Source organism: uncultured Ruminococcus sp. (assembly GCF_947301925.1).
Classification (GTDB): domain Bacteria; phylum Bacillota; class Clostridia; order Oscillospirales; family Ruminococcaceae; genus Ruminococcus.
This window is the reverse complement of record NZ_CAMYUE010000016.1, coordinates 21,342-42,170: the sequence shown is the minus strand read 5'-3', so window position 1 is coordinate 42,170 and position 20,829 is coordinate 21,342. Positions and strand designations below refer to the sequence as shown.

Annotated in this window: 21 protein-coding genes; 17 read left to right on the top strand and 4 right to left on the bottom strand. The window is 51.5% G+C overall.

Features of this window, described 5'->3' with window-relative positions; translation table 11 throughout:
* Positions 1 to 242: 242 nt before the first annotated feature.
* From Q0Y65_RS13515 to Q0Y65_RS13455, 13 genes are all read left to right on the top strand, one after another.
* Complete coding sequence (locus Q0Y65_RS13515) at positions 243 to 1,133, top strand: ACP S-malonyltransferase (protein ID WP_297960858.1); 891 nt, start codon at positions 243 to 245, stop codon at positions 1,131 to 1,133.
* Between the two features lie 64 nt (positions 1,134 to 1,197).
* The gene (locus tag Q0Y65_RS13510; RefSeq protein ID WP_297960855.1) at positions 1,198 to 1,500 is read left to right on the top strand and encodes an acyl carrier protein; all 303 of its coding nucleotides are present in this window, start codon (positions 1,198 to 1,200) and stop codon (positions 1,498 to 1,500) included.
* 10 nt (positions 1,501 to 1,510) lie between these two features.
* Entirely contained in the window at positions 1,511 to 2,230 is a 720-nt protein-coding gene (locus tag Q0Y65_RS13505) for an enoyl-CoA hydratase/isomerase family protein (protein ID WP_297960852.1), read from the top strand.
* On the top strand, positions 2,227 to 2,649 hold the full coding sequence (locus tag Q0Y65_RS13500; protein ID WP_297960849.1) for a thioesterase family protein: 423 nt from the start codon (positions 2,227 to 2,229) through the stop codon (positions 2,647 to 2,649). The genes Q0Y65_RS13505 and Q0Y65_RS13500 overlap by 4 nt, the downstream gene beginning before the upstream one ends.
* Positions 2,621 to 3,070 carry a hypothetical protein gene (locus Q0Y65_RS13495; RefSeq protein ID WP_297960844.1) on the top strand — a complete coding sequence of 150 codons (450 nt, stop codon included), beginning with the start codon at positions 2,621 to 2,623 and terminating at the stop codon, positions 3,068 to 3,070. The genes Q0Y65_RS13500 and Q0Y65_RS13495 overlap by 29 nt, the downstream gene beginning before the upstream one ends.
* On the top strand, positions 3,063 to 3,767 hold the full coding sequence (locus tag Q0Y65_RS13490; protein ID WP_297960841.1) for an enoyl-CoA hydratase/isomerase family protein: 705 nt from the start codon (positions 3,063 to 3,065) through the stop codon (positions 3,765 to 3,767). Before Q0Y65_RS13495 ends, Q0Y65_RS13490 begins: the two co-directional genes overlap by 8 nt.
* A 2-nt stretch (positions 3,768 to 3,769) precedes the next feature.
* Positions 3,770 to 4,891, top strand: coding sequence for a 3-hydroxyacyl-CoA dehydrogenase family protein (locus Q0Y65_RS13485; protein WP_297960838.1), 1,122 nt, complete (start codon positions 3,770 to 3,772; stop codon positions 4,889 to 4,891).
* Positions 4,892 to 4,918: 27 nt separating this feature from the next.
* A complete protein-coding gene (locus Q0Y65_RS13480) occupies positions 4,919 to 6,130 on the top strand; it encodes a beta-ketoacyl synthase (RefSeq protein ID WP_297960835.1) in 1,212 nt (403 codons plus the stop codon).
* 33 nt (positions 6,131 to 6,163) lie between these two features.
* Positions 6,164 to 6,520 carry a phenylpyruvate tautomerase MIF-related protein gene (locus Q0Y65_RS13475; RefSeq protein ID WP_297960832.1) on the top strand — a complete coding sequence of 119 codons (357 nt, stop codon included), beginning with the start codon at positions 6,164 to 6,166 and terminating at the stop codon, positions 6,518 to 6,520.
* Positions 6,521 to 6,544: 24 nt separating this feature from the next.
* Entirely contained in the window at positions 6,545 to 7,666 is a 1,122-nt protein-coding gene (locus Q0Y65_RS13470) for an alpha/beta hydrolase (RefSeq protein ID WP_297960829.1), read from the top strand.
* Positions 7,667 to 7,668: 2 nt separating this feature from the next.
* The gene (locus tag Q0Y65_RS13465; RefSeq protein WP_297960826.1) at positions 7,669 to 9,228 is read left to right on the top strand and encodes a class I adenylate-forming enzyme family protein; all 1,560 of its coding nucleotides are present in this window, start codon (positions 7,669 to 7,671) and stop codon (positions 9,226 to 9,228) included.
* Positions 9,228 to 9,479: an acyl carrier protein gene (locus tag Q0Y65_RS13460; RefSeq protein WP_297960823.1), complete on the top strand. Its 252-nt coding sequence runs from the start codon at positions 9,228 to 9,230 to the stop codon at positions 9,477 to 9,479. The genes Q0Y65_RS13465 and Q0Y65_RS13460 overlap by 1 nt, the downstream gene beginning before the upstream one ends.
* Before the next feature lies 1 nt (position 9,480).
* Positions 9,481 to 10,176 (top strand): thioesterase II family protein, encoded by a 696-nt coding sequence (locus tag Q0Y65_RS13455; protein WP_297960820.1) that lies wholly within the window; start codon positions 9,481 to 9,483, stop codon positions 10,174 to 10,176.
* 54 nt (positions 10,177 to 10,230) lie between these two features.
* Here the strand turns inward: Q0Y65_RS13455 and Q0Y65_RS13450 are convergent, their stop codons facing one another.
* From Q0Y65_RS13450 to Q0Y65_RS13440, 3 genes are read right to left on the bottom strand one after another with little or no spacing between them, the layout of a single operon-like run.
* Entirely contained in the window at positions 10,231 to 11,418 is a 1,188-nt protein-coding gene (locus tag Q0Y65_RS13450; protein WP_297960817.1) for an ABC transporter permease, read from the bottom strand.
* Positions 11,405 to 12,538 carry an ABC transporter permease gene (locus tag Q0Y65_RS13445; protein WP_297960814.1) on the bottom strand — a complete coding sequence of 378 codons (1,134 nt, stop codon included), beginning with the start codon at positions 12,536 to 12,538 and terminating at the stop codon, positions 11,405 to 11,407. Before Q0Y65_RS13445 ends, Q0Y65_RS13450 begins: the two co-directional genes overlap by 14 nt.
* 2 nt (positions 12,539 to 12,540) lie before the next feature.
* The gene (locus tag Q0Y65_RS13440; RefSeq protein ID WP_297960811.1) at positions 12,541 to 13,491 is read right to left on the bottom strand and encodes an ABC transporter ATP-binding protein; all 951 of its coding nucleotides are present in this window, start codon (positions 13,489 to 13,491) and stop codon (positions 12,541 to 12,543) included.
* A 234-nt stretch (positions 13,492 to 13,725) separates the two neighbouring features.
* Between Q0Y65_RS13440 and Q0Y65_RS13435 the strand changes: the two genes are divergently transcribed.
* Both Q0Y65_RS13435 and Q0Y65_RS13430 read left to right on the top strand, forming a co-directional pair.
* Positions 13,726 to 14,790 (top strand): sensor histidine kinase, encoded by a 1,065-nt coding sequence (locus tag Q0Y65_RS13435; protein ID WP_297960808.1) that lies wholly within the window; start codon positions 13,726 to 13,728, stop codon positions 14,788 to 14,790.
* Positions 14,791 to 14,800: 10 nt separating this feature from the next.
* Positions 14,801 to 15,427 carry a response regulator transcription factor gene (locus Q0Y65_RS13430; RefSeq protein WP_297960803.1) on the top strand — a complete coding sequence of 209 codons (627 nt, stop codon included), beginning with the start codon at positions 14,801 to 14,803 and terminating at the stop codon, positions 15,425 to 15,427.
* Between the two features lie 48 nt (positions 15,428 to 15,475).
* On the opposite strand, the gene Q0Y65_RS13425 is transcribed toward Q0Y65_RS13430, so the two are convergent.
* Entirely contained in the window at positions 15,476 to 18,538 is a 3,063-nt protein-coding gene (locus Q0Y65_RS13425) for a CotH kinase family protein (RefSeq protein WP_297960800.1), read from the bottom strand.
* A 508-nt stretch (positions 18,539 to 19,046) separates the two neighbouring features.
* On the opposite strand from Q0Y65_RS13425, the gene Q0Y65_RS13420 reads away from it, so the two are divergent.
* Together Q0Y65_RS13420 and Q0Y65_RS13415 are read left to right on the top strand one after the other, a co-directional pair.
* Positions 19,047 to 19,661 (top strand): signal peptidase I, encoded by a 615-nt coding sequence (locus tag Q0Y65_RS13420; protein ID WP_297960797.1) that lies wholly within the window; start codon positions 19,047 to 19,049, stop codon positions 19,659 to 19,661.
* Positions 19,662 to 19,694: 33 nt separating this feature from the next.
* Positions 19,695 to 20,828 (top strand): BsaA family SipW-dependent biofilm matrix protein, encoded by a 1,134-nt coding sequence (locus tag Q0Y65_RS13415; RefSeq protein WP_297960793.1) that lies wholly within the window; start codon positions 19,695 to 19,697, stop codon positions 20,826 to 20,828.
* Position 20,829 lies beyond the last annotated feature (1 nt).

Below are 20,829 nucleotides of genomic sequence, written 5' to 3'. Positions count from 1 at the left end.
TAAAAAAATCACCATTTAAAGCATATAAATACCATTTTTTGTTCCACAAAGTTCCCGGTATGAATAGAACTCATTTTTCTTTACTGCCAGTATAATTGAATTAATTTATAAAAATCAATTCCAAGTATGTGATTTTTTTATCAGTTTTCTCAAATTTATGCAGAAACCCTGCTTTTCCTATTGACAGCGCCATAAATAGGTGATAATATGTATTTATAAATAATAAGGAGTATTGTAAATAAATGTACAACAGAGCTTTCCTGTTCAACGGTATAGGCTCAAAGCCCGAAAAGCTTCTCGTAAAGCTGCCGCCTCAGCTCATGGACAAATATGAGCACTATCTGGAAGAGGCCTTCGGCAGGCTCGGGCTCAGCATGGACCTGGAAAAGAACAAGGCTTACGACGGCAGAGTCGCCGAGTGGATAATCTCACTCATCTGCGACAGAGTCGTTTTCGAGCATTACATAGAAAAAGGCATTGTCCCCGACATTGGCGCGGGCTACAGCTCGGGCATAGTCAGCATAAGCGGCTGCTTCGGCTCGGTGCCCCATGAGTTCGCACATGATATCATCATGATGAACCGCGCTACCATGCGCTGCCTGGAGGAGCACGACGAAAAGCTGGATATGGGCATCGTCATAGGCTTCTCATACAGCGATATCGAGGAGCTGTTTGAAGGTAAATTCTCCCCCGATGAACTGGTCATCGGAAGCGGCAATTCAAGATTCCACGTCATGGTCAGCGGCAAGGCCGCAGCAGTGGAAAAGGCTCTTCTCCTCTGTCAGAACGAGGGCGCTATCAAGGCCTTCAGCTTCGGTACGGGAGTCGCCTACCACCACCCCGCCATGAAGAAATATTCGCAGGAATATGTGGACTTCTGCGCTTCCATAAAGTACAGCAACCCCGTATATCCCATACTCTCTATCTTCGACAGAGAGGTGATGACAGAGGGCGATCAGGTCATGAGGGAAAATCAGCTCAATGTCTACACGCCGATCCGCTGGGATCTGGCAATAAACAAGCTGGAGGAGCTGGGCGTCACCGAATTCTTCGACGTCAGCGCCAACGGCGCCGTGAGCAAGTTCTCGCGGGTCAGCAGAAAATGCAAAATTTACACTCTTGAGGATGTGTGAATTTTCAGATAAATAAAGAAAACCCGTTGAAGGGGAAAAAGACAAATTCTATGGAGGTTTTATTATGAGAGATATTACAGAAGAGATCAGACAGGAAATCAAGGATATGATCTTCGACTACTATGCAGAGGAATGTGAAGTAGAAAAGGACGAGATCACTATGGATACAAACCCTCAGGAAGATCTGGGAAGCGATTCGCTTATGTTCGTTGAGCTCATCGAGATGACAGCTGACAAATATGATCTCGATATCAAGCTCCAGAGCATCGGCAAGTATATGCTCAAGGCTCCTATGGACACAATGAGCGATGTTGTAGAGATGTTCTGCAAGATATATCAGTACGGCAACGACATCGTGAACCAGTAAAGAGGTCTCAATGTTGAAGTCGAATTTATCAGAGCTTCATGCCGAAGATAATATTGCCGTACTTACCATTGACAACGGTCCGAAGAACCTTCTCTCCGAACCCGAATTCATAGACCGTAAGATGCTCCTCGGCTGGCTGGACGAAAATCCTCAGGTAGGAGCTCTTATAATTACAGGCAAGGGCAGGCATTTTTCCCACGGCGCCGACGTTTCGCTCTTCGGCGAGGCTGAGGGCGCGGGCCTTTCGGAAAAGCTTGAAAATGCAAGGGAGCTGCTGCGTACCATCGAGAAGCTCCCTATAATTACCGCAGCCGCCATAAACGGCGGATGCTTCGGCGGCGGACTGGAGATCGCCCTGAGCTGTCAGTTCAGGATCGCTTCACCCTCCGCTTTTCTCGGACTTCCCGAGATAATGCACGGCGTGGTGCCCGGCATGGGCGGTATGGAGCGCCTTTACAGGCTCCTTGGCAGGGAAAAGGCTCTCGGCATGATACTCCGCGGCGAGATGATAGGCTCCAGGGAAGCGATGGAGCTGGGACTCGTCACAAAGCTCAGCGAGAACAAGAACTGCTTCGATGAGACAGTCGCCTTCGTGAAGGAACTGCTCAGCGGAAAGTCGCTCACACAGATACACGCTATAATAGATACCATCAACCTTGCCGCAGAGGGCGTCACAGACCCCTCAAAGGGCAAATTTGAAGCGGCTCTGGCGGAGGCCTCAAAGAAATGAGAAGAAGCTCATACAGACTGACCGTAAGAGGATACGAACTGGATTCCTTCGGCCATGTCAATAATTCCGTATACCTTCAGTACGCAGAAACGGCCCTGTGGAACTTCTTCAAGGTCCACGGGCTTCTTGATGTATTCGTTACGGAGGGGCTCTTTCCCGTTGTTATGGAGAGCAGCCAGAGGTACATACATGAGCTGAGACTGCTGGACGAGGTCAGGATAGACACTGAGGTGTCCTGCTCGGGCGGCATCGTCAGCTACAAGCACAATATCATCAACAAGGGCACAGGCCTTGTTTCGTGCAGAGTCACGGGGAAGCTGGCATTCGTCAACAAGGAGAGAATGATCTGCGATATCCCCGAAGAAGTAAGAGCCTGTCTCGAGGGGGAAAATGAAGAAGATGACGATAAACGCAAGTGATATCGTAACCGAAATATGTGATATAAGCTCGCTGTACGAGCTCCTCGGCAAGGAGGAGCAGCTCGGCGAGCCTTGCTTGCTGCTCATATATACTGACAGCAGCACCGTGCTCGGCAGGGACGACAGCGAGAAAGAAGCTGTCAGAAGCTTCCTTGCAAAGGCAAATTTCATGACGGCTGCAGCCTACAGGGAAGGCACTCCCGAAGAGGTCACAGCCGCAGCGGATATGTCCGTAAAGGCCGATGAGGCCGAAGAATTCATCGGAAAGCTGTTCAAGGACAAGACAGCAAAGCAGGTAAGGGAGATAAACTCATGCTTCATCGCCGCAAGGACCTCCGACGCAAAGGCAGTTCTCGACGCGGAATCAAGAGCCTTCTACCGCCTTATGGCAGACAAGAACGGAGGTGGTCCAAATGAGTGAATCACAGGGAATGCTGCTTGAAAAAGAGAACGATATCCTCGTCCTCTCAATGGATATGCCGGGGAACAACCTTATGACGGCAGATTTCTTCAAGGTCTATGAGGCCGTTATGGCTGATATAGAAAAGCTGGCTGCCGATAAGAAATACAAAGGACTTATAATAAAGGGCGCAGGCCGCCACTTCAGCGTCGGAGCTGATGTTGACGCCCTTGCGGACCGCTCAGCCAACGAGACCTACGACGACTCCACAGGGATACTTCCCGAGGGTCACATCAGACAAAAGCATTACTTCACATTTCTCAGAGAGCTCCCGTTCCCCGTCATAAGCGTGGTAACGGGCTTCTGTATCGGTTCGGGCAGCGAGATCGCCGTGAACAGCCACTACAGAGTTATCGAGAAGAACGCAAGAGTCGGTCAGCCCGAATCCACCTTCGGCATACTCCCCGCTCTGGGCGGAGTTGCAAGAACTATTGAGATATGCGGCGTTCAGAACGCCTACACCCTTGTTATGTCAGGCGAGCTGATACCTGCCGACGAGGCCTATGCACTGGGCTGGGCCGATATCTTCGCCGAAAAGAAGCAGGGCGTGTCCGAGGCTGAGGCTGTTATCAGATATATCGCGGATAATTACAGCTGCTTCGAGCCTGCACGCTTCAGAGAGTACATGGGCTCATACCTGAAAAGCAGGGAGGCGTGAATATGAAGATAGGAATAGTGGGCTACGGCAAAATGGGAAAGGATATCTTTTCCCTGTTCTTTGACAAGCTCCCCGACGCGCAGTTCGTGGTCATAGACCTCTTCGGCGCCGAGGAGAACACCGCAGCTCTTCTCAAGACCCTCGGCAAGAGCCTGAAGCGCAGGAAGCTCACCGAGGAGCAGTACGAATACAAGAAGGACTCCTTCGTTTTCACAGATGATACCTCCGCTCTCAGCGGCTGCGACGTTGTCATCGAGGCCGTTTTCGAGAACATGGAGGCCAAAAAGGAGCTCTTTGCAAAGGCAGCCGCAGCAGTCTCCGATGACTGTCTGCTGCTCACCAATACATCATCGCTGGATATCCCCTCGGTATTTGCGGATATCCCCCATAAGGAGCGCTGCTTCGGTATGCACTTCTTCTATCCCGTAAAGCTCACCGGCTTCGTGGAGCTGAATATCCTCCCCGAGACCGCGGAGAGCAATGCGGCAAAGGCCGCGGAGCTGGTAAAGGCCGCAGGCAAAAAGCCCATAGTTTTCTCGGGAGAATACCACATCTACCTCAACCAGATACTGGCCTGCATGGTGTCTCACGCCATATACCTGCGTGAGGAGCTGGGCGCTTCTGTGCCCGAGCTCAACAAGGCTCTGGAGGAGATGTTCCCCATCGCTGCTCCCTTCGACGTCCTTGACAGCGTTGGTCTGGGACTCATGGCAGGAAGCCCCGAAAACTTCCGTATAGAGCGCAACAAGGGACTTCTTAGCTACGGCTTTGACAAGATGAACGGCTGGCTGGCAGAGGGCTGCCCCAAAGAGACCATGACCTTCCTGGACTTCATGGCTCAGCGCGAAAACGCAACGGGAGCCGACTGCGGAAAGGCTGCTCTTTACATGGCGGCTATGATACTCAATGAGACAGTAAATGCCGCAAACGACTACAGCGGAAATACCGCTGTCCTTACAGAAGCGGTGCAGGATACTCTCGGACTGGCCGAGGCTCCCGCCTTCTATTATGAGAAATACGGCGCAGAGACGCTTTTCGCAGCTCTTGACGAGCTCGGCGCAAAGACAGGCTTCGGCTCGTATTCATACAGGGATAAGAGCGCATGGGACGCGCTCTATAAGTAAAACATTCAGGAGATATGAGGTAAAGCTATGAAAAAAATCGTTATCACAGGCATAGGTGCCGTGACCTCTGTGGGCAATACTGCCGCAGATTACTGGGACGGGCTCATTTCGGGCAAGTGCGGAATGAGAACTATCACCCGTATCCCCATCGATAACCATGATACTACTGTTGCCGCCGAGGTGGACGACTCCTTCGAGGCAGAGGCATCAAAATACTGGAAGAAGCGTCAGCTCAACGCTGCCACCACCACAACGAGAATGGGTCTTGCCTCAGCAGGCGAGGCTGTCACTGACTGCGGCGTGGACACCGCCACATACGACGGCAGAAGAGTGGGCGTAATATACGGCGTAATTGACAACTCATACGAGGATTATGAGCTTGACAAGCCCCTCAACATAACACTGAAGAAAATGCCCAACGAGCTTCCTGCTCTGGTATCCATAAAATACGGCTTCACAGGTCCCGCTTTCAATGTAAGCACCGCCTGTGCGTCTTCAGCTTACGCTATCGCTCTCGGCAAGCAGCTCATAGAGGCAGGCGTCTGCGATATGGTAGTTGCGGGAGGCATATCAAATACAGTAACACATCAGGTGATAGCAGGCTTCAACCAGCTCCTTGCCATGTCCGTCAATCCCGACCCCGATACCGCTGCACGTCCCTTCACAAAGGACCGCGACGGCTTCATCATGGGCGAGGGCGGCGGTACTGTCGTCCTCGAGTCCGAGGAATCCGCAAAGGCAAGAGGCGCAAAGATATACTGCGAGCTGGCAGGCGCTGTTATGTGCGGCGAGGCCTTCAATCTCACAGCACCCAAGACAGACGGCGTGGGCATGGCAGAGTCCATGAGAATGGCTCTGGCAAACGCTGGTCTCTCTCCCGACGACGTTGACTACATCAACGCACACGGTACCTCCACAGGCCTCAACGATCTCTACGAGACCATGGCTGTCAAGGAGGTATTCGGCAAGAGAGCTTACGATATCCCTATGTCATCGGTAAAGGCTTCCATCGGCCACACTCTGGGCGCAGGCGGCGCTCTGGAGGCTATAGCCTGCATCAAGGCTATAGAGACAGGCATAGTGCCTCCCACCATACACTATGACACCCCCGATCCCGAGCTGGATCTCAACTATGTTCCCAACAAGGCACAGGAGCACAAAGTGGACGTTGCCATCTCCAACTCCTTCGGCTTCGGCGGTCACAACGCCACACTGGTACTGAAAAGATACGAGGGCTGAAATACATCCGCCCCACTGAAAGGATAAATAATAATGCCGATAGCACAGATGAAAACGAACTTCAGGTTCAGCTCCCCCGCTGCAAGGACAGACTTCCTTGACGAGGCGGCAAGCGAGCTGGCTGAGATACTCAGGAAGCCCCTGCCTGCAATAATGGTAATGCTGGACGACTGTGCAATGTATATGAACCGCTCGGAGGATACGGTGTTCTTCGCCGAGTTCAGATACATACTCCCGCAGGAGTGCACAGACGACAAGGCCGCCTTCCTGAAGGAACTGGCTGACAGGATGCTCAGCCTTATACAGAAGCATACAAAAGTCGACCCCTACCGCATATATATGCAGTTCACCGAAATGACCCGCGAGGGCGCCTGGCGGTATACGGGCTGATTTAAACGAAAGGAACAGATAAATATGAAATGGGCAATCAGAGACCTTCTCAATCCCGTGGCAACACGATCCTTACTCTATGGCGCTGATCCCTTCGATCTGGAGTACATACTCAAGAAGATAGACAGTATCAAGGTCAAGAGCGGCAAACAGATACAGGGAGTATGGCTGGACGAATGGCACGCAAAGATAGACCGCTATGCTGAGCTCCGCGACAAGGCAGAGGCTGCAGGCAATCTTGTCTCAGCAAGAGAATATGCGAAAATGGTGGCACAGTGCCACTACGCCTGCTTTATGATAAATATAGAGGACGTCGAGCACAAGAGAGAGATCTACAGCGGTCTTGAGGAGAGCTACAGACGCTACATAAAGCTCTGCGGGAACAGGATACAGTATATCGAGATAGATACGAAATACGGCAAGCTCCCCGCTTATATACACTTCCCCGATTCGGGCAGAAAGAAGAACTATCCCGTTGTCATCACCTACTCGGGCATAGGCAGCTGCAAGGAGGAGCTTGAAATGCTGGCCGCTCCCCTCAACGAGAGAGGCATCGCAGTGATAACTCCCGATATGCCCGGCGCAGGCGGAGCTATCATCCACAACGGCATCAAGTGCGGCGGCAAGGAGATAGAGGCCGCATTTGAGGGCATATACAACTACATCGACGGCACAGACAAGCTCAGCAGCACAGAGCTGGGCAACTTCGGACTCTGCATGGGCGGCGGCTACGCCTTCCGCTCAACGGTAAAGCGCAAGAACGCAAAGGTATGCGTAAGCCTCTTCCCTCTTCTCATGAACTTTGCGGATCAGGACAGCATACCCGTATGGATGAAGCGCGGCAAGTGGAGCTCCTACCAGTACGGCGACGATTACCTCGAGGGTATGAAGAAGCTGGAGCAGGGCACACACAAGTCGGACTTCCTCATGGTGTACAGCAGCGACGACAACTGGATGACTCCCGAGGCCTCACAGAAGCTTCTCAGCAAGGCAAAGGGCTACAAGGAGTGCATACACATAGAGGATAAGCCTGCATACGTCTCCGAGGAGACCATCATGCACGCAATGCCCGTGGGCGAGCAGTACCACTGGGTAAAGCATATCGCAGCGGACTTCATCGCTGCAAGACTTAACGGGGGAAAATAAGGATGTCAAAGAAGTTTTTCGATTACTACAGCAGATACGCTCAGGAAACTCCTGACAAGGTTCTGCTGAGGATAGATGAGAACGAGCTCACCTACGGTCAGTTCATGGAAAAGACCGCCGTTCTCGGCTCTGCCATGAAGAAAGCAGGCATAGGCGCCAACGATAAGGTGGGCATATGTATGCCCAACAGCATCGAGTGGTATCTGGTGTTCTGGTCTGCGGTAAGGATAGGCGCACAGCCCGTGCCCATGGATCCCCAGAGCGGCTCTCTCGAGCTCTCAAGGCTCATACCCGCCACCACCTCAAAGGTGATGTTCATTACCGAGAAGTACAGAAACAACAATATCATCGGAGCTGTAAGCGAGCTCATACCTGCCAGTCTCACCCTTGACAGGGTCATCTGCTTCGCCGACGACAGCGTTATCCCGCAGGACAGCTGCTATATCTCCGCCGAAAAGTTCATGGCAGAGTACGGCAGCAGTGACTGCGATATATTCGAGCCCGAGTACCTCCACACCATGTCACTTGCCTGCACATCGGGCAGCACAGGTACTCCCAAGATACTCTCCGTACCTTCGGGCGGCTTCCTGTCCACACAGGAGGATATGGGCGACTATCTGGAATTCAGATCCGACGACGTTATGATGCTGGGCATGACCCTCTATCATCAGGGCGGCTTCGGCATGGGTCAGCAGATGGTGCTCAAGGGCGGTACGGTAATGTACCAGCCTCAGTTCAACCCCATAACCTTCCTTGAAACTGTTCAGAAGTACAGGATAAACGTTATCCAGCTCACCTCCACTCTTGCAAAGGTTCTGCTGTCCACACCCGATTTTGACAAGTACGACCTTTCAAGCGTCCGTATCTGCTACTTCGCGGGAGAAGTTCTCCCCAGGGAGATAGCCGATATCTTCGTTGAGAAGCTCAATATCCGCGTTATCAACGTTATCGGTTCTTCCGAGACCTGCACCATGGTCGTATGGGACTCCGCTATAGATCAGGGCACAGACCCCAGCGATTTCAAGAAGCTCAGCTTCACCGATGTCCGCGTTATCGACGCTCAGCACAACGACGTTCCCGAGGGCGAGGTGGGCGAGCTCTGCGTATACACCGACGGCGTTATCACCGATTACTTCGGCAATCCCGAGCTCTCAAAGGAGAAGATACTCACCGATGAGCAGGGAAGACGCTGGTTCTGCACAGGCGATCTGGTAAACAAGCTCCCCGGCGGCATAGTCCGTTTCGCAGGCAGAAGCAAGCGTATAATCAAGCGCGGCGGAAACCTGGTACACGCTGAGGAGGTTGAGGCTTGTCTCCTCACTCACCCCAAGATAGCGGCCGCAGCCGTTACCGACGAGCCCCATCCCGTTATCGGACAGCAGATAGTTGCCTATATCCAGCCCAAGGGCGATGAAAAGATAACAAGAGGAGAGCTGGCAAGATACTTTGACGGAAAGCTCTCTGCATACAAGGTGCCCGACAAGGTTGTCCTCGTTGAGGAGATACCCAAGGACATCGGCAAGATACAGTTCAAATATCTGAGAAAAAAGGAGTATAAATAATGAATAACCTTAATTTTGATGAGTTCAGACAGGCTATCTCCGACTATGTGGGCGTTGACCCCGAGGAGATAACAAGAGATACAGACGTTTACGACGACCTTTACCTCGATTCGCTGGGACTTTTCGGTCTCGGCTCCGAGATAACCGATATCTTCGGTCTCAACGTTCCCCTTTCACTGGTGGCTTCTATCAGCAAGGTAGGCGAGATATTCGACCTCCTCAACGAAAAGGGCACGCCCGTAGAGGACTGATATGGTACTGTTCTTTCTTCCCCATGCAGGCGGCTCTGCAAAAAGCTACAGCTCCTTCAAGAGATTTCTTCCGAAGGAGCTGAATGTAGTGCCTATGGAGCTCTCGGGACGCTTTACGCGGTCCTCGGAACCTCTCCTGGATACTGTTCCCGACTGCGTTTCAGACCTCATAGAGAAGCATTCTGAGCTTCTCAGCGGCGAATACGCCCTGTTCGGACACAGCATGGGCACGGTGCTTGCCACCGAGCTGGTAAGGCAGGCAAGGGAAAAGGGGCTGGCTATGCCTGAGCACGTTTTCCTCTCGGGAAAGAACCCTCCCGACGAGGACGTACACTGCTTCGAGAACGTGGAGAACGCCTCCGATGAGGAGATAGTTTCCTACTTCTCCGCAAATTCCCTTTCCTCCAATGCTCCCGTACCCGACGAGGAGCTCATGCGTATGCTCAACCGCATTCTCTGCACCGATGTACGCATGGCGGAGCGCTACAGCGCTTCTCCCGAGGACGTGAAATTCGGCTGCGATATCACCGTGTTCTACGGCACAGAGGACGTACTGATGCAGGATGTGGACATGAGCAGCTGGAGCAGGTTCACCGGCGGCAGCTGCGGGGTATATCCCTTTACGGGAGGACACTTCTACTATCAGCAGCACAAGGAAGAGATCTGCGGCATAATAAAGGAAAAGCTTGGCATATAAAAAGGCGCACAGTGTGCGCCTTTTTTATATCTATATCATGGTAAATTGTGTTTATCAGCTGTTTGCAGCTGCCTTCTTTACGGCTGAGCCTATGGATGCGCTGCTGTATCTCAGTCTGCGTACCAGCAGTGTCACGAAGATAAGCGCTGCGGCAAACAACAGCTGGATCAGATAGCACTGGAGCACGTCGTTCAGGCTGTAGGGCTCTATCTCGGCTATCATGTCATTGGCTCTTACATACCAGTATGCAGGGAGGAACCTCGCAAAGGACTTCACTCCGCTGCTGAGCATCTCCATGGGTATGAACACTCCGCAGAAGAAGCTCATACCGAGTCCCGTTATCTGTGTTATGAGGCTCATAATGTTGTCCTTGGGCTCAAAGCTGGAAATAAGCACAGCCAGAGCTGCAATGACCATGGAGAATATAAAGCTGTTGAGCACTGCAAGCCATGCCCTGCCTGTGTACATCTCCTCGTTGAGGAACGCGCCTATGATAATGAGTATCAGCCATATGCAGAACACGAACAGGAAGCTCCCGAAGAACATCTGGAATGTGTATGAGGAGTTCTTCAGCGCAGAGCAGTTGGTGCGGTAGCGTATATCCTTCTTGTTCATGGTGATGAGAGCCAGACATACCACGCTGAGTATCACCGATATGAGTATATACGGCATATATCTGAAGTAGCCCGAGAAATCAACGCTGAAGTGCGAATTGCCTGCCTTGTCAACTCTCAGCATATCCACCTGTGTCTCCTGAGAGAGAGCCTCCTCTGTGGCGGCAATAGCCTCGTCCGCAGACCTGCCCATGGTGAGGTAGGCGTTTACGGAGCTGACATACTCGTCAAGGAACTGGCTTATATATACCGTCGAAAAGCTCTCATCGAGGTGATAGCTGCCGAAGAGGTCTGCGGTCTCCCCTGCCTTCAGCTTTTCGGCATAGCCGCCGTTGATGACAAGGGCATAGTTTATCCGCTTGTAGTAGAGAGCGTCGGTAATGGCCTTCCTGTCATTTTTTATTTCAGCTATATCATTGCTTTTGCCAAGGAACTCCACAAGGGCGCGGCTCTCGGGAGTATCGTCCTCGTCAAACACGCATATGTCAAGGGTTGAAGCCTCGAATTTATTGTCCTTGGTGGAGGCCTTTGTCACCATTACCGACACCGTGATGAATACGATGATATATACCAGAGCGGAGGGGAACCGCTTTCTCATTACCTTGAGCATTGCCTTAAATACTTGCATATTTCTTCCTCCTTGAAGATATAAAGCCGAGGAACACGAATACTGCCGTTATTGCTGCCATTGTAAGCAGCTTTGATATGAAGCGTTCATAGCCCTCGTCTATGTTGAGGCAGTAGAAGCTGTCCGAAATGACTGCGGCAGGGTTTATTCTGTTGAACCAGGGAAGCTTGTCTTCGATTATTGCCTTCATGTTTGCCAGCATAAGACCGCTGCAGAAGCACATCAGCATGGACACAGCGGTCATCAATGCCACCTTTGCCTTTTCTCCCACGCGGGTAAGAGAGCCTACAAAGAAGCCGAAGGACACGCCCAGCATACCGCCCATTATTGCTGCGGGATATACCAGCCACAGTCTCTCTCCGAAGTCAACCTTCAGCACGAATGCCAGGAAGGATACGCATAATATCATGCAGAAGGTCTCCATTATGAAGCTGCCTGCAAGACCTGCCAGTATGCTTACGGATTTATGTGCGGGAGAGCAGTTGTTCCTTGCCCCCAGAGCGGAGAGGTTTGCCTGATTCTGTATCGTTATGTGCATTCCCGTATTGCAGCCGAACATGGCCACCATGGCGATAAGATTGTAGAAATACTGTATATACACATCGGGATTGCCCTGAGTAAGGGGGATCTCTTTGCATGAGGAGGCTGTATTCTCAGTAAGTGCGGTTATAACCTCCTGCGCCTTTTCGGGAGAGGTGCTTATGGCGTCCGTCACTATCTTTTCCTTTACGGTGTACTGCTCCACAAAGGATTTCAGCATGGTCTCGGGAAGTCCCTTTTCCTTTACGGTAAGACTCAGCTTATCGCCTGAGAAGATTATTCCCTCCACTTCCCCTTCGTCAAGGAGCTTTTCGGCAGCCGCCCTGTCGGCGTAGGTGACCTTCAGGAAAGGGTCGTCGGCAGATGTTATATTGTCCAGCACCTGCCTGAAAGCGGCGTTATCGCTTTCCTCCACCACAGCTACGGGGATAGTGCTGAACTTCTCCGTCTTGTCGTATATCCCGCCGAAGGCCACCTTGAAACATATGCCCAGACCTATGGGGAAAAGTATGAGCCATATTATCAGGTCCTTTGTGCGGAGACCGTTTTTCAGCTCGTATTTAAGTATGTGCAGGAACATTGTCATTCCTCCTTGTCTCTGAGAGCCTTGCCCGTTATCTCAAGGAACACGTCGTTGAGAGTGGGGAGCTCCGTATATACACGTCCGAAGCTGAGCTCGTTCTTCTGTAAAACGTCAAGCACTCTGATAAGGTTGTGCTTTCCGCCAGAGCAGCTCACCGTTAGCCTGCCCTCGGCGTACTGAGCGTCATATATATGGGGCAGCGACGATATCTCCGCCTTTATCCTGTCGGGGAGCTCCAGTATCTCGATAGTGATGGTCTCGGTATTCTTTATCATGCGCTTCAGTTCGTCCTTGGTGCCCTCAGCAACCTTCTTGCCCTTGTCCATGATAGCGATACGGGTGCAGATCTGCTCCACCTCCTCCATATAGTGGGAGGTATAGATGACGGTGGCGCCGTTCCTGTTGAGCTCCTGTATGCCCTCAAGTATGCGGTTGCGGCTCTGGGGATCAACTGCCACGGTGGGCTCGTCGAGGATTATGAGCTTCGGCTTGTGAGCTATGCCGCAGGCGATGTTGAGTCTGCGGAGAAGACCGCCCGAGAGCTTCTTGGGATAGAATTTGCGGAAGTCCTCCAGTCCCACGAACTTTATGGCCTCCTCGACGTACTGGCTGCGCTTGTTCTTGTCGGTGATGTACAGACCGCAGAAGTAGTCGATATTCTCGTATACGGTGAGCTCGTCGAAAACCGCCACGTTCTGCATGATGACGCCTATCTCCTTTTTGATATCGTAGCTGACGGGAGTCATCTTCTTGCCGAAGATCTCGATATCGCCCTTGTCAAAAGCAAGGAGAGAGAGCAGGCAGTTTATGGTAGTGGTCTTGCCCGAGCCGTTGGGGCCGAGAAGTCCGAAGACCTCTCCCTCGTATATATCCAGTGAGAAGTGATCCAGCGCGATAAGATCGCCGTAGCGCTTGACCAGTTCCTTGATGCTGACAACTGTTTTTTCCATGTCGTTATCCTCCTTTGTGTGTTTCACTGTCATTATTATACCGTATCGCAAGCAGCTTTTGTAGTGTCTGTGGTCAGTTTCGCATATGACATTTGTCACATTTCCGGCTTGCAAATGTCACTTGCAAATCCCCTCATGCCATGATATAATAAAGTAAATCATCATTTGTATTTTCAGGGACGGCCAATGGCCGTCCCTGAAAATGAAAAACATTCGCTCACGGGAGGTGCTCTGTTGAACAGACTTATAGACAAGATAGCCATTCTTCTTATATGTATCATGAGCCTCATCATGTCCGACAGCTTTACCGAGCCCGTGGTCATAGCGGTTGCGGCCGTGGCAGCCTCAACGGCTGTACAGCTCCTCACAGGCACCGCTGCCGCCGCTGTGCTCATAGTCTGCGCCTCTGCCGCCTGCGGCATGATACCCACCGCATTCTGCATTATGCCCCTTATCTTCTACGACGCACTGTGGGAGAAAAAGTGGTGGCTGGCCGCTCCCTGCGCACTGTTCCTCACTAGGGCGGACAGTCTCCGTGCAGGTCAGATAATGATAACCCTCGCCGCCTTTGCTGTGGCGGTAATAATATATATCAGGATATCAGGCCTTGAAAAGACCGTAATCAAGCTCACCGACCTCCGCGACGAGGTGGCAGGCAAGAATCAGCAGCTTGCCGAGCAGAATATCCGCCTCGCACAGGCTCAGGACAACGAGATACACCTGGCCACCATGAAGGAGCGCAACCGTATCGCCCGCGAGATACACGACAATGTGGGACATATGCTGACCCGCTCGCTTTTGCAGTCGGGAGCGCTCATCATCATAAACAAGGACGAACAGCTCCGCGAGCCGCTGGAAAGTCTCCGCGATACGCTGGACAGCGCCATGACCAGCATCCGCGAGAGCGTTCACGACCTCCACGACGACTCCATAGACTTCCGGAAAGTGGTTGAGGAGTGCATAAGCACTGTGGACAGCAGATTCACCGTCTCCCTTGACTGCGACGTCAGCGAAAATATGCCGGGCAATGTAAAACTCTGCCTCATAGGCGTCATAAAGGAGGGACTCTCCAACGCGGTGAAGCACTCCAAAGGCGACAGTATCAGCATTATAGTCCGCGAGCACCCTGCCTTCTATCAGCTCATGCTGGAGGACAACGGCAGCTGCTCAGAGATAAGGGAGAGCGGCATAGGCCTGAAGAATATGCGGGACCGCGCTGCCGCACTGGGCGGCAGGATAAGCTTTACCCCCTCCCCCGAGGGCTTCAGGATATTCATGTCCGTACCAAAAGAAAGATGAAGGTGAACTTATGAACATTATAGTAATAGACGACGACAGGCTTGTGGCTCTGTCACTGAAAACCATTCTTGAAAGCACAGGCAAGGTCACCGTTGCCGCCATGGGCTCCAGCGGAAAGGAAGCCATAGAGCTCTCACGCACCCATAAGCCCGACGTTATCCTCATGGATATCCGCATGGAGGGCATGACGGGCATAGAGGCAGGCGAGGTCATACTGAAGGAGCAGCCCGAGGCAAGGATACTCTACCTCACCACATTCTCCGACGACGAGTACATAATAAAAGCCCTGGGCATGGGAGCCAAGGGCTATATACTGAAGCAGGATTTCGACGGTATCGTCCCCGCCCTCGAAGCCGTCATGGGCGGACAGAGCGTTTTCGGCGACCAGATAATCACAAGGATACCCGAGATAATGAAGCCGAAGGAGTCCTTCGATTTCGCCTCTCACGGCATAAGCGACAAGGAGAGGGAGATCATGGAGCTGGTGGCAAAGGGACTGAGCAACAAGGAGATAGCCGCTCAGCTCTTCCTTGGCGAGGGCACCGTCCGCAACTACATAAGCAACCTCCTTGACAAGCTGATGCTCCGCGACAGGACTCAGCTGGCAGTGTATTACTACACCGAGGTCAGGGGCTGAACAGGTATTGAAAAGGGCTGCACCCACAGGTGCAGCCCTTTTCTGTAATTAATTAAGTGAGGTGATCTTTCCAAGGAGATATTCCTGGATCTTCAGTGCGTCGTTGGAGGTAAGACCTACTGTGTTCTTGTCAACGTCGCCGTTCTTTGAGCCCTGATCTGTCATATGCTTGTCTGCCGTACCCTTTGTACCGTACTTGTTGGGGTTAGCGAGAGCCTGCATTATGAGCAGAGCGTCTGCCAGCTCTACCTTGCCGTCACAGTTGGTATCGCCGAGGGTAAGCTCACCAATGGGAGCGGTGACAGTAGTTGTTGTGGTAGTCACAACAGGCGGTGTTGTAGTCGTTGTGGTAGTTGTAGTTACAGGGGGCTGAACGCTGCCTGCTGCGTATACTGCCTTTATGCTGACGCCGTTGCTTACGGGAACTGTGATCTCGGGAGATGATGTATCGGCTACTGTTGCGCCTGATACCTCCCAGTGATCGAAGCTGTAGCCTTCCTTGGCCTCAGCCTTTACGGTAACGGGATAGTCGGTGTAGTACTTTCCGCTCCATGTGCTGAGTGCGTCGTCAAGCTTCAGTGTATTGAACTTTATGGAGCCCTTGCTGCCGTCGTTGCTTACGCTTACTGTTGCAAGGTCGCCCGTAAGTGACATATAGCTCTTCATCATGCCTGTGATATTGCTGAATCTGCTCTTGTAGAAGGTATCGAGGAGCTGATAGTCCTCCTCAAAGGTCTGGGCATTGTGAGTGTGCTTTGATGAGGGGAAGCGCTCGTATGTATCAAGTATCTGCTGCTTGAAGCCCTTATAGTAGTTTATTGCGGCAGATGTCTTCTGAGGATCGAAGTTATAGTTTGCCAGATCCATGAATGTGAGCTCGAACTGCTTCTTGAACTCTGCGTTCTTCATGAGGTTGGAGAATGCGCCGCTGAGGCCGCCTCCGCCCATGCCGAAGCCCATGCCCATTCCTCCGCCGCCTCCGCCGAACTGGCTGAAGCTGTTGTATGTGGGGCCTACTTCATTGATCTTGTCTGCAAGGCTTGCGCTGTACTCTGTATCAAACAGTACCATACGCCACTTGCCGTCTGCGTAGGGATTCTCGGGATCTACTGTATTTGCACGCCATGCGGCATTGTTGTTGCTCGGCCAGTCGTGGTTGCCCCAGTAGATCTGAGCTGCGAAGTAGTCGATGAAGCTCTGTATGTCAAGCTTCTCGCAGATCTGCTGATATGCGGCGTCGCTGGTCATATCTGCTCTTGAGATCTCGTTGAGGAGGTTGTTCCAGTCGCTTGCGTCCTGATCGTTGCCGTCCTCGAGAGAGCCGTTCTTTATGTATGCTACGTCATTCTTCTTGATGCCGTAATGTGACTTGAAGTAATCGGAGTTGTACTTCTCCATGAGCTGATAGATGCCCCAGAACTCGCCGTCGATGAAGAGTATGCACTCGCTTGTGGCCTGAGTAGCCATATCTCTGTCGGCAACGAGGGACTGGTTCACTGAATCACGGAAGAAGCCTGCCATATTGTCGTTTCCGCCGTTTCTGATGGTGAAGCCGTCAAACTTGTCGATGACCTTGCCGTTCTTTTCCTTTGTGGACTTGCCCTCAAAGAGGTCGTACTCCACATCGCCCTTGCCGTAATCCATGCGGGCGAATATATTGAAGCTCTTCTGTGCCCATGCACGGGAAGCAGCGCCCTTTGTCCTTATGCCTACGTTCTGTGATACAACGCTCTGGCCGTTCTCGAATATCTCGATATTTGCGGGACGCTCCCACTCGGGGCCCTTCTGGTTATAGTTGGCCTGGGACATGAATGCGAAATCGCCCATATCGAAGCCGCCCATTCCGCCGCCTCCGCCGATTCCGCCGCCGCCGAAGCCGCCGCCCACATCGAAGCCGCCCCAGCCGCCTTGCTGCTGGCCGCCTTCATCTGCCGCAACTACAGGACCGCCTGCGCCGCCAAGATTGATATCGCCCATATTCCAGTCGCCCATGTTCCAGCCCTGCTGGCCCTGCTGACCTATATCGCCTATATTCCAGCCCTGCTGAGCGCCTGCATTGGGATCCTGCTGCTGTCCCTGTCCCGGGTTGCCCCAGTTGCCCATGCCTGGGAAGGTCATGCCTCCGCCACCCTGGTCGTAGACCTTGCCGAGGACATATATGCCTTTCTCGTAATCGAAAAGGTTGTCGGGATCGGTAACGAGCGAAACGACCTTCATATTCTTGTACTTATCGACGTTTGTGGAGCCGATGAAGTATGTCTTTGTGATAACGTCGCTCATTCTTCCCTGAGAATCCACAGCTGCCGCACGGACTACAGCTGCCTTCAGCACGCCCTCTGCGGGAGCAAGGATATCGCTGTATGCGGTGATATCAGTTCTTGCGCTGAGCTTGTTGGGCTCGCTGGTCATGTCCTTTACGCTTATGGGGCCTGTGTATTTCTCTGAAGAAGTCGTAGGATCGCTTCCGTCTGTGGTATAGTATACGGTAGTGCCCTGAGGTACGTCTAAGGTAAGGGAGAAGCCGCTGTTATAGAAGCCGCTCTCTGCGGAGAAGGAAGGAGTCCTTACTGCGTTGGAGCCCTCGGGAGCCGAATTGGCCGCACCGGGAGTACAGCCCAGAACATAATATTCGCCGCTTCCGTCGGGATACTGGCCGTATGATGTATCCTTGGCCATATCAGTGAAGGTCACCTGTGAAGCTATATTGCCCGAGGTATCGGTAAGTGTGAGAGTCTCTCCGCTGGTGGAAAGGCCGAAGGGAGCGATGGAGCTGTTGGTCTCTCCTGCTGTGCCGTCGCAGAAGAATACCATTCTCTCGCCTGCCTGCAATACCGTGCCTGACGGGAAGGTGAAGCGATAGGGGGTGTCCTCCTTGTCGGAGAAGCCCCAGCCGCTGATATCAACAGCGCTGCCCGAGCCGTTGTAGAGCTCTACCCAGTCGTAGCCGTCGCCGTTCTGAAGTGCATAGGTGGTATTCTTGGGGCATACCTCATTTATGGTGACAGCCCCTGCAGCTGCTGCATTCTTTGCGGGGAACATTCCTGCCGCGCCCAGTATCATAGCAAGGCTCATTATGCCCGCAGCCGTTCTTTTTGCTGATTTTCTGAACATTACATATCCCTCCATATGTGATCTTTCATATTTTTTTGTGGCGTTTTGTGTTTAATGCCGTTCATATTGTGCTTTTATGATAGTTTTTCATTCTTAAAATAATCTTAAAGTAAACTTAAACCAAAACCCGTATCACATATATGCTGAAAATGTTCTTTTTGCAGATATTCCGTAATTTAAGTATATCATTTTCCACAAACCCTGTCAACGAAAAGAGCAAAAACTGAACAAAATATCAAAACATAGCAAAAAATGGCACCCAAAGTCGGCAAAAGCATTATTTGTTCCACAAACAATCCTGGAAATCAATGTCTTCACGGCGTTCCGTATCGCCCTCAATTGTTGTTTTTCTACAAAAACAGGGCTTTTTTTTCTATACTGTACAACCCGTTGAAATTTATTCAAATCTCTTGACTATATAAGGATTATATGGTATCATATTATTACACTAAAGATAATATTTTTCTCAATAAGAATCACAGTATATCATTCTCGGAAGGAGAGTGCTATGAGCGACAATGCAAATAATGTACCCGTCAAAAGTACGGGTTACAGGGTGTTCAGCCTGATCCGCAGGCTGTTTATATATCTGTTTGCTATCGGTATCATCTGCGCTGCGATAATGTTCGCAACGAACCACAGCCCGCAGAAATCCTTCTTCGGCTACAGGTATTACACCGTACTGACTCCTTCAATGAGTCCTACCTATAAGACAGGCGACATGGTATTCGTAAAACTTCAGAACGCCTCTGATATAAAGGTAGGCGACGTTATCACCTTCAATCCGTCAAGCAGCTCCGACGCATACCTTACCCACCGCGTCACACAGAAGCTGGAGGACTATGAGGGTACGGGCGTTACCTGCTTCAGAACCAAGGGCGACGCCAACGATACCGAGGACGCCATGCTCATAGACCAGGAAAGAGTGATAGGCAGTGTTAAGTTCAGTATCCCGAAGCTGGGATATATAGTTCGTTTCATACAGCTGAGATGGTATTTCGTGGTAGCGTTGATAGTGCTGCTGTGGATATTCTTCACACTGTTGAATAAATATCTCGCTCCGAAAGGTGAAGATAAGGGGGGCGCTCAGGCAGCTCTTTCACCTACGGACAAAACGGAGTGAACAAACCAAATTATATAAAAAGAGGTGCATATTATGAAAAACACAAAGAATGACAAGAAGGATAAAAAAGTCCTGATAGGCGCGCTGGGGATAGCTGCTGTTATCGCAGCAGGAAGCACCTTTGCATGGTTCACTTCAAGTGATGAGGTAACTAACCGCCTGACGGCTTCTGCCGACTACGGCGTATCCATAACCGAAACATTTACTCCTCCCGAGGAATGGCTCCCCGGTCAGGAGATCAACAAGGATGTTGCTGCTGTCAACACAGGAAACCTTTCCGCTCTGGTAAAGCTGGAGTTCGAGGGCGCTCTCACTCTGAAGGCAGAGGGTGACGGAGTTGCGGTTTCAGGCTTTGCTTCAGCCGATAAGGACACTCTGGACAAGCTTACTGCTGCCGACGTTGCTTCATTGCAGGCAGGCGGCTACCTTGCAGTTGCTCCCGAAGGAGTTACTACAGGTATTGTAGGTACAGACTTCGACGCAACAGACGATGATGTTCCTGGTCTTTATCTGTTCAGACGCGAGATCAAGGTAGATGACGAAACTACTACTTACGATTATTCAGGCTATTACTATGATGGAGACGATTATTACGGATTACAGACCATCGACGACGTTGACTCCGACGGCAATGCTGTAAGAACCGTTGACGTTCTCCGTGATAAGGGCGATACGCTGACAGAAGCAGATATCACAGGCATCAAGCTCAAGAACTTCGAGGAGAAGGTGATACCTGCTGACGACAGCCAGATTTCATGGAATTACGACAAGGTGTACACCGATAACGTTGCCATTCTTACATACCACCCCACTGGTGCGACAAATACGGCTAAGGATATCGTAATCAATGTAAACCTCACAAATCTCGGTAACGGTAACACCGCTAACGAGTGGCAGTATCTGAACGAAAAGGGCTTCTATTATACCAACGATGTTGAGCCCGGTGAGGCTACAAATAAGCTTATCGACAGCGTTTCTCTGGACGAGTCCGTTCAGGCAGGCGCTTATACCAATATGGACTTTGACCTGACAGTTAAACTCAACAGCGTTCAGGTAACCTACGCTGATGATTCACAGACTGAGGGTGTTGATTCCGCATCTTCACTGGGAGCTTCTGCTGCCGCAACAAATACAGGCAAGGAAATATCTTCAATAAAGTGGTCATAAT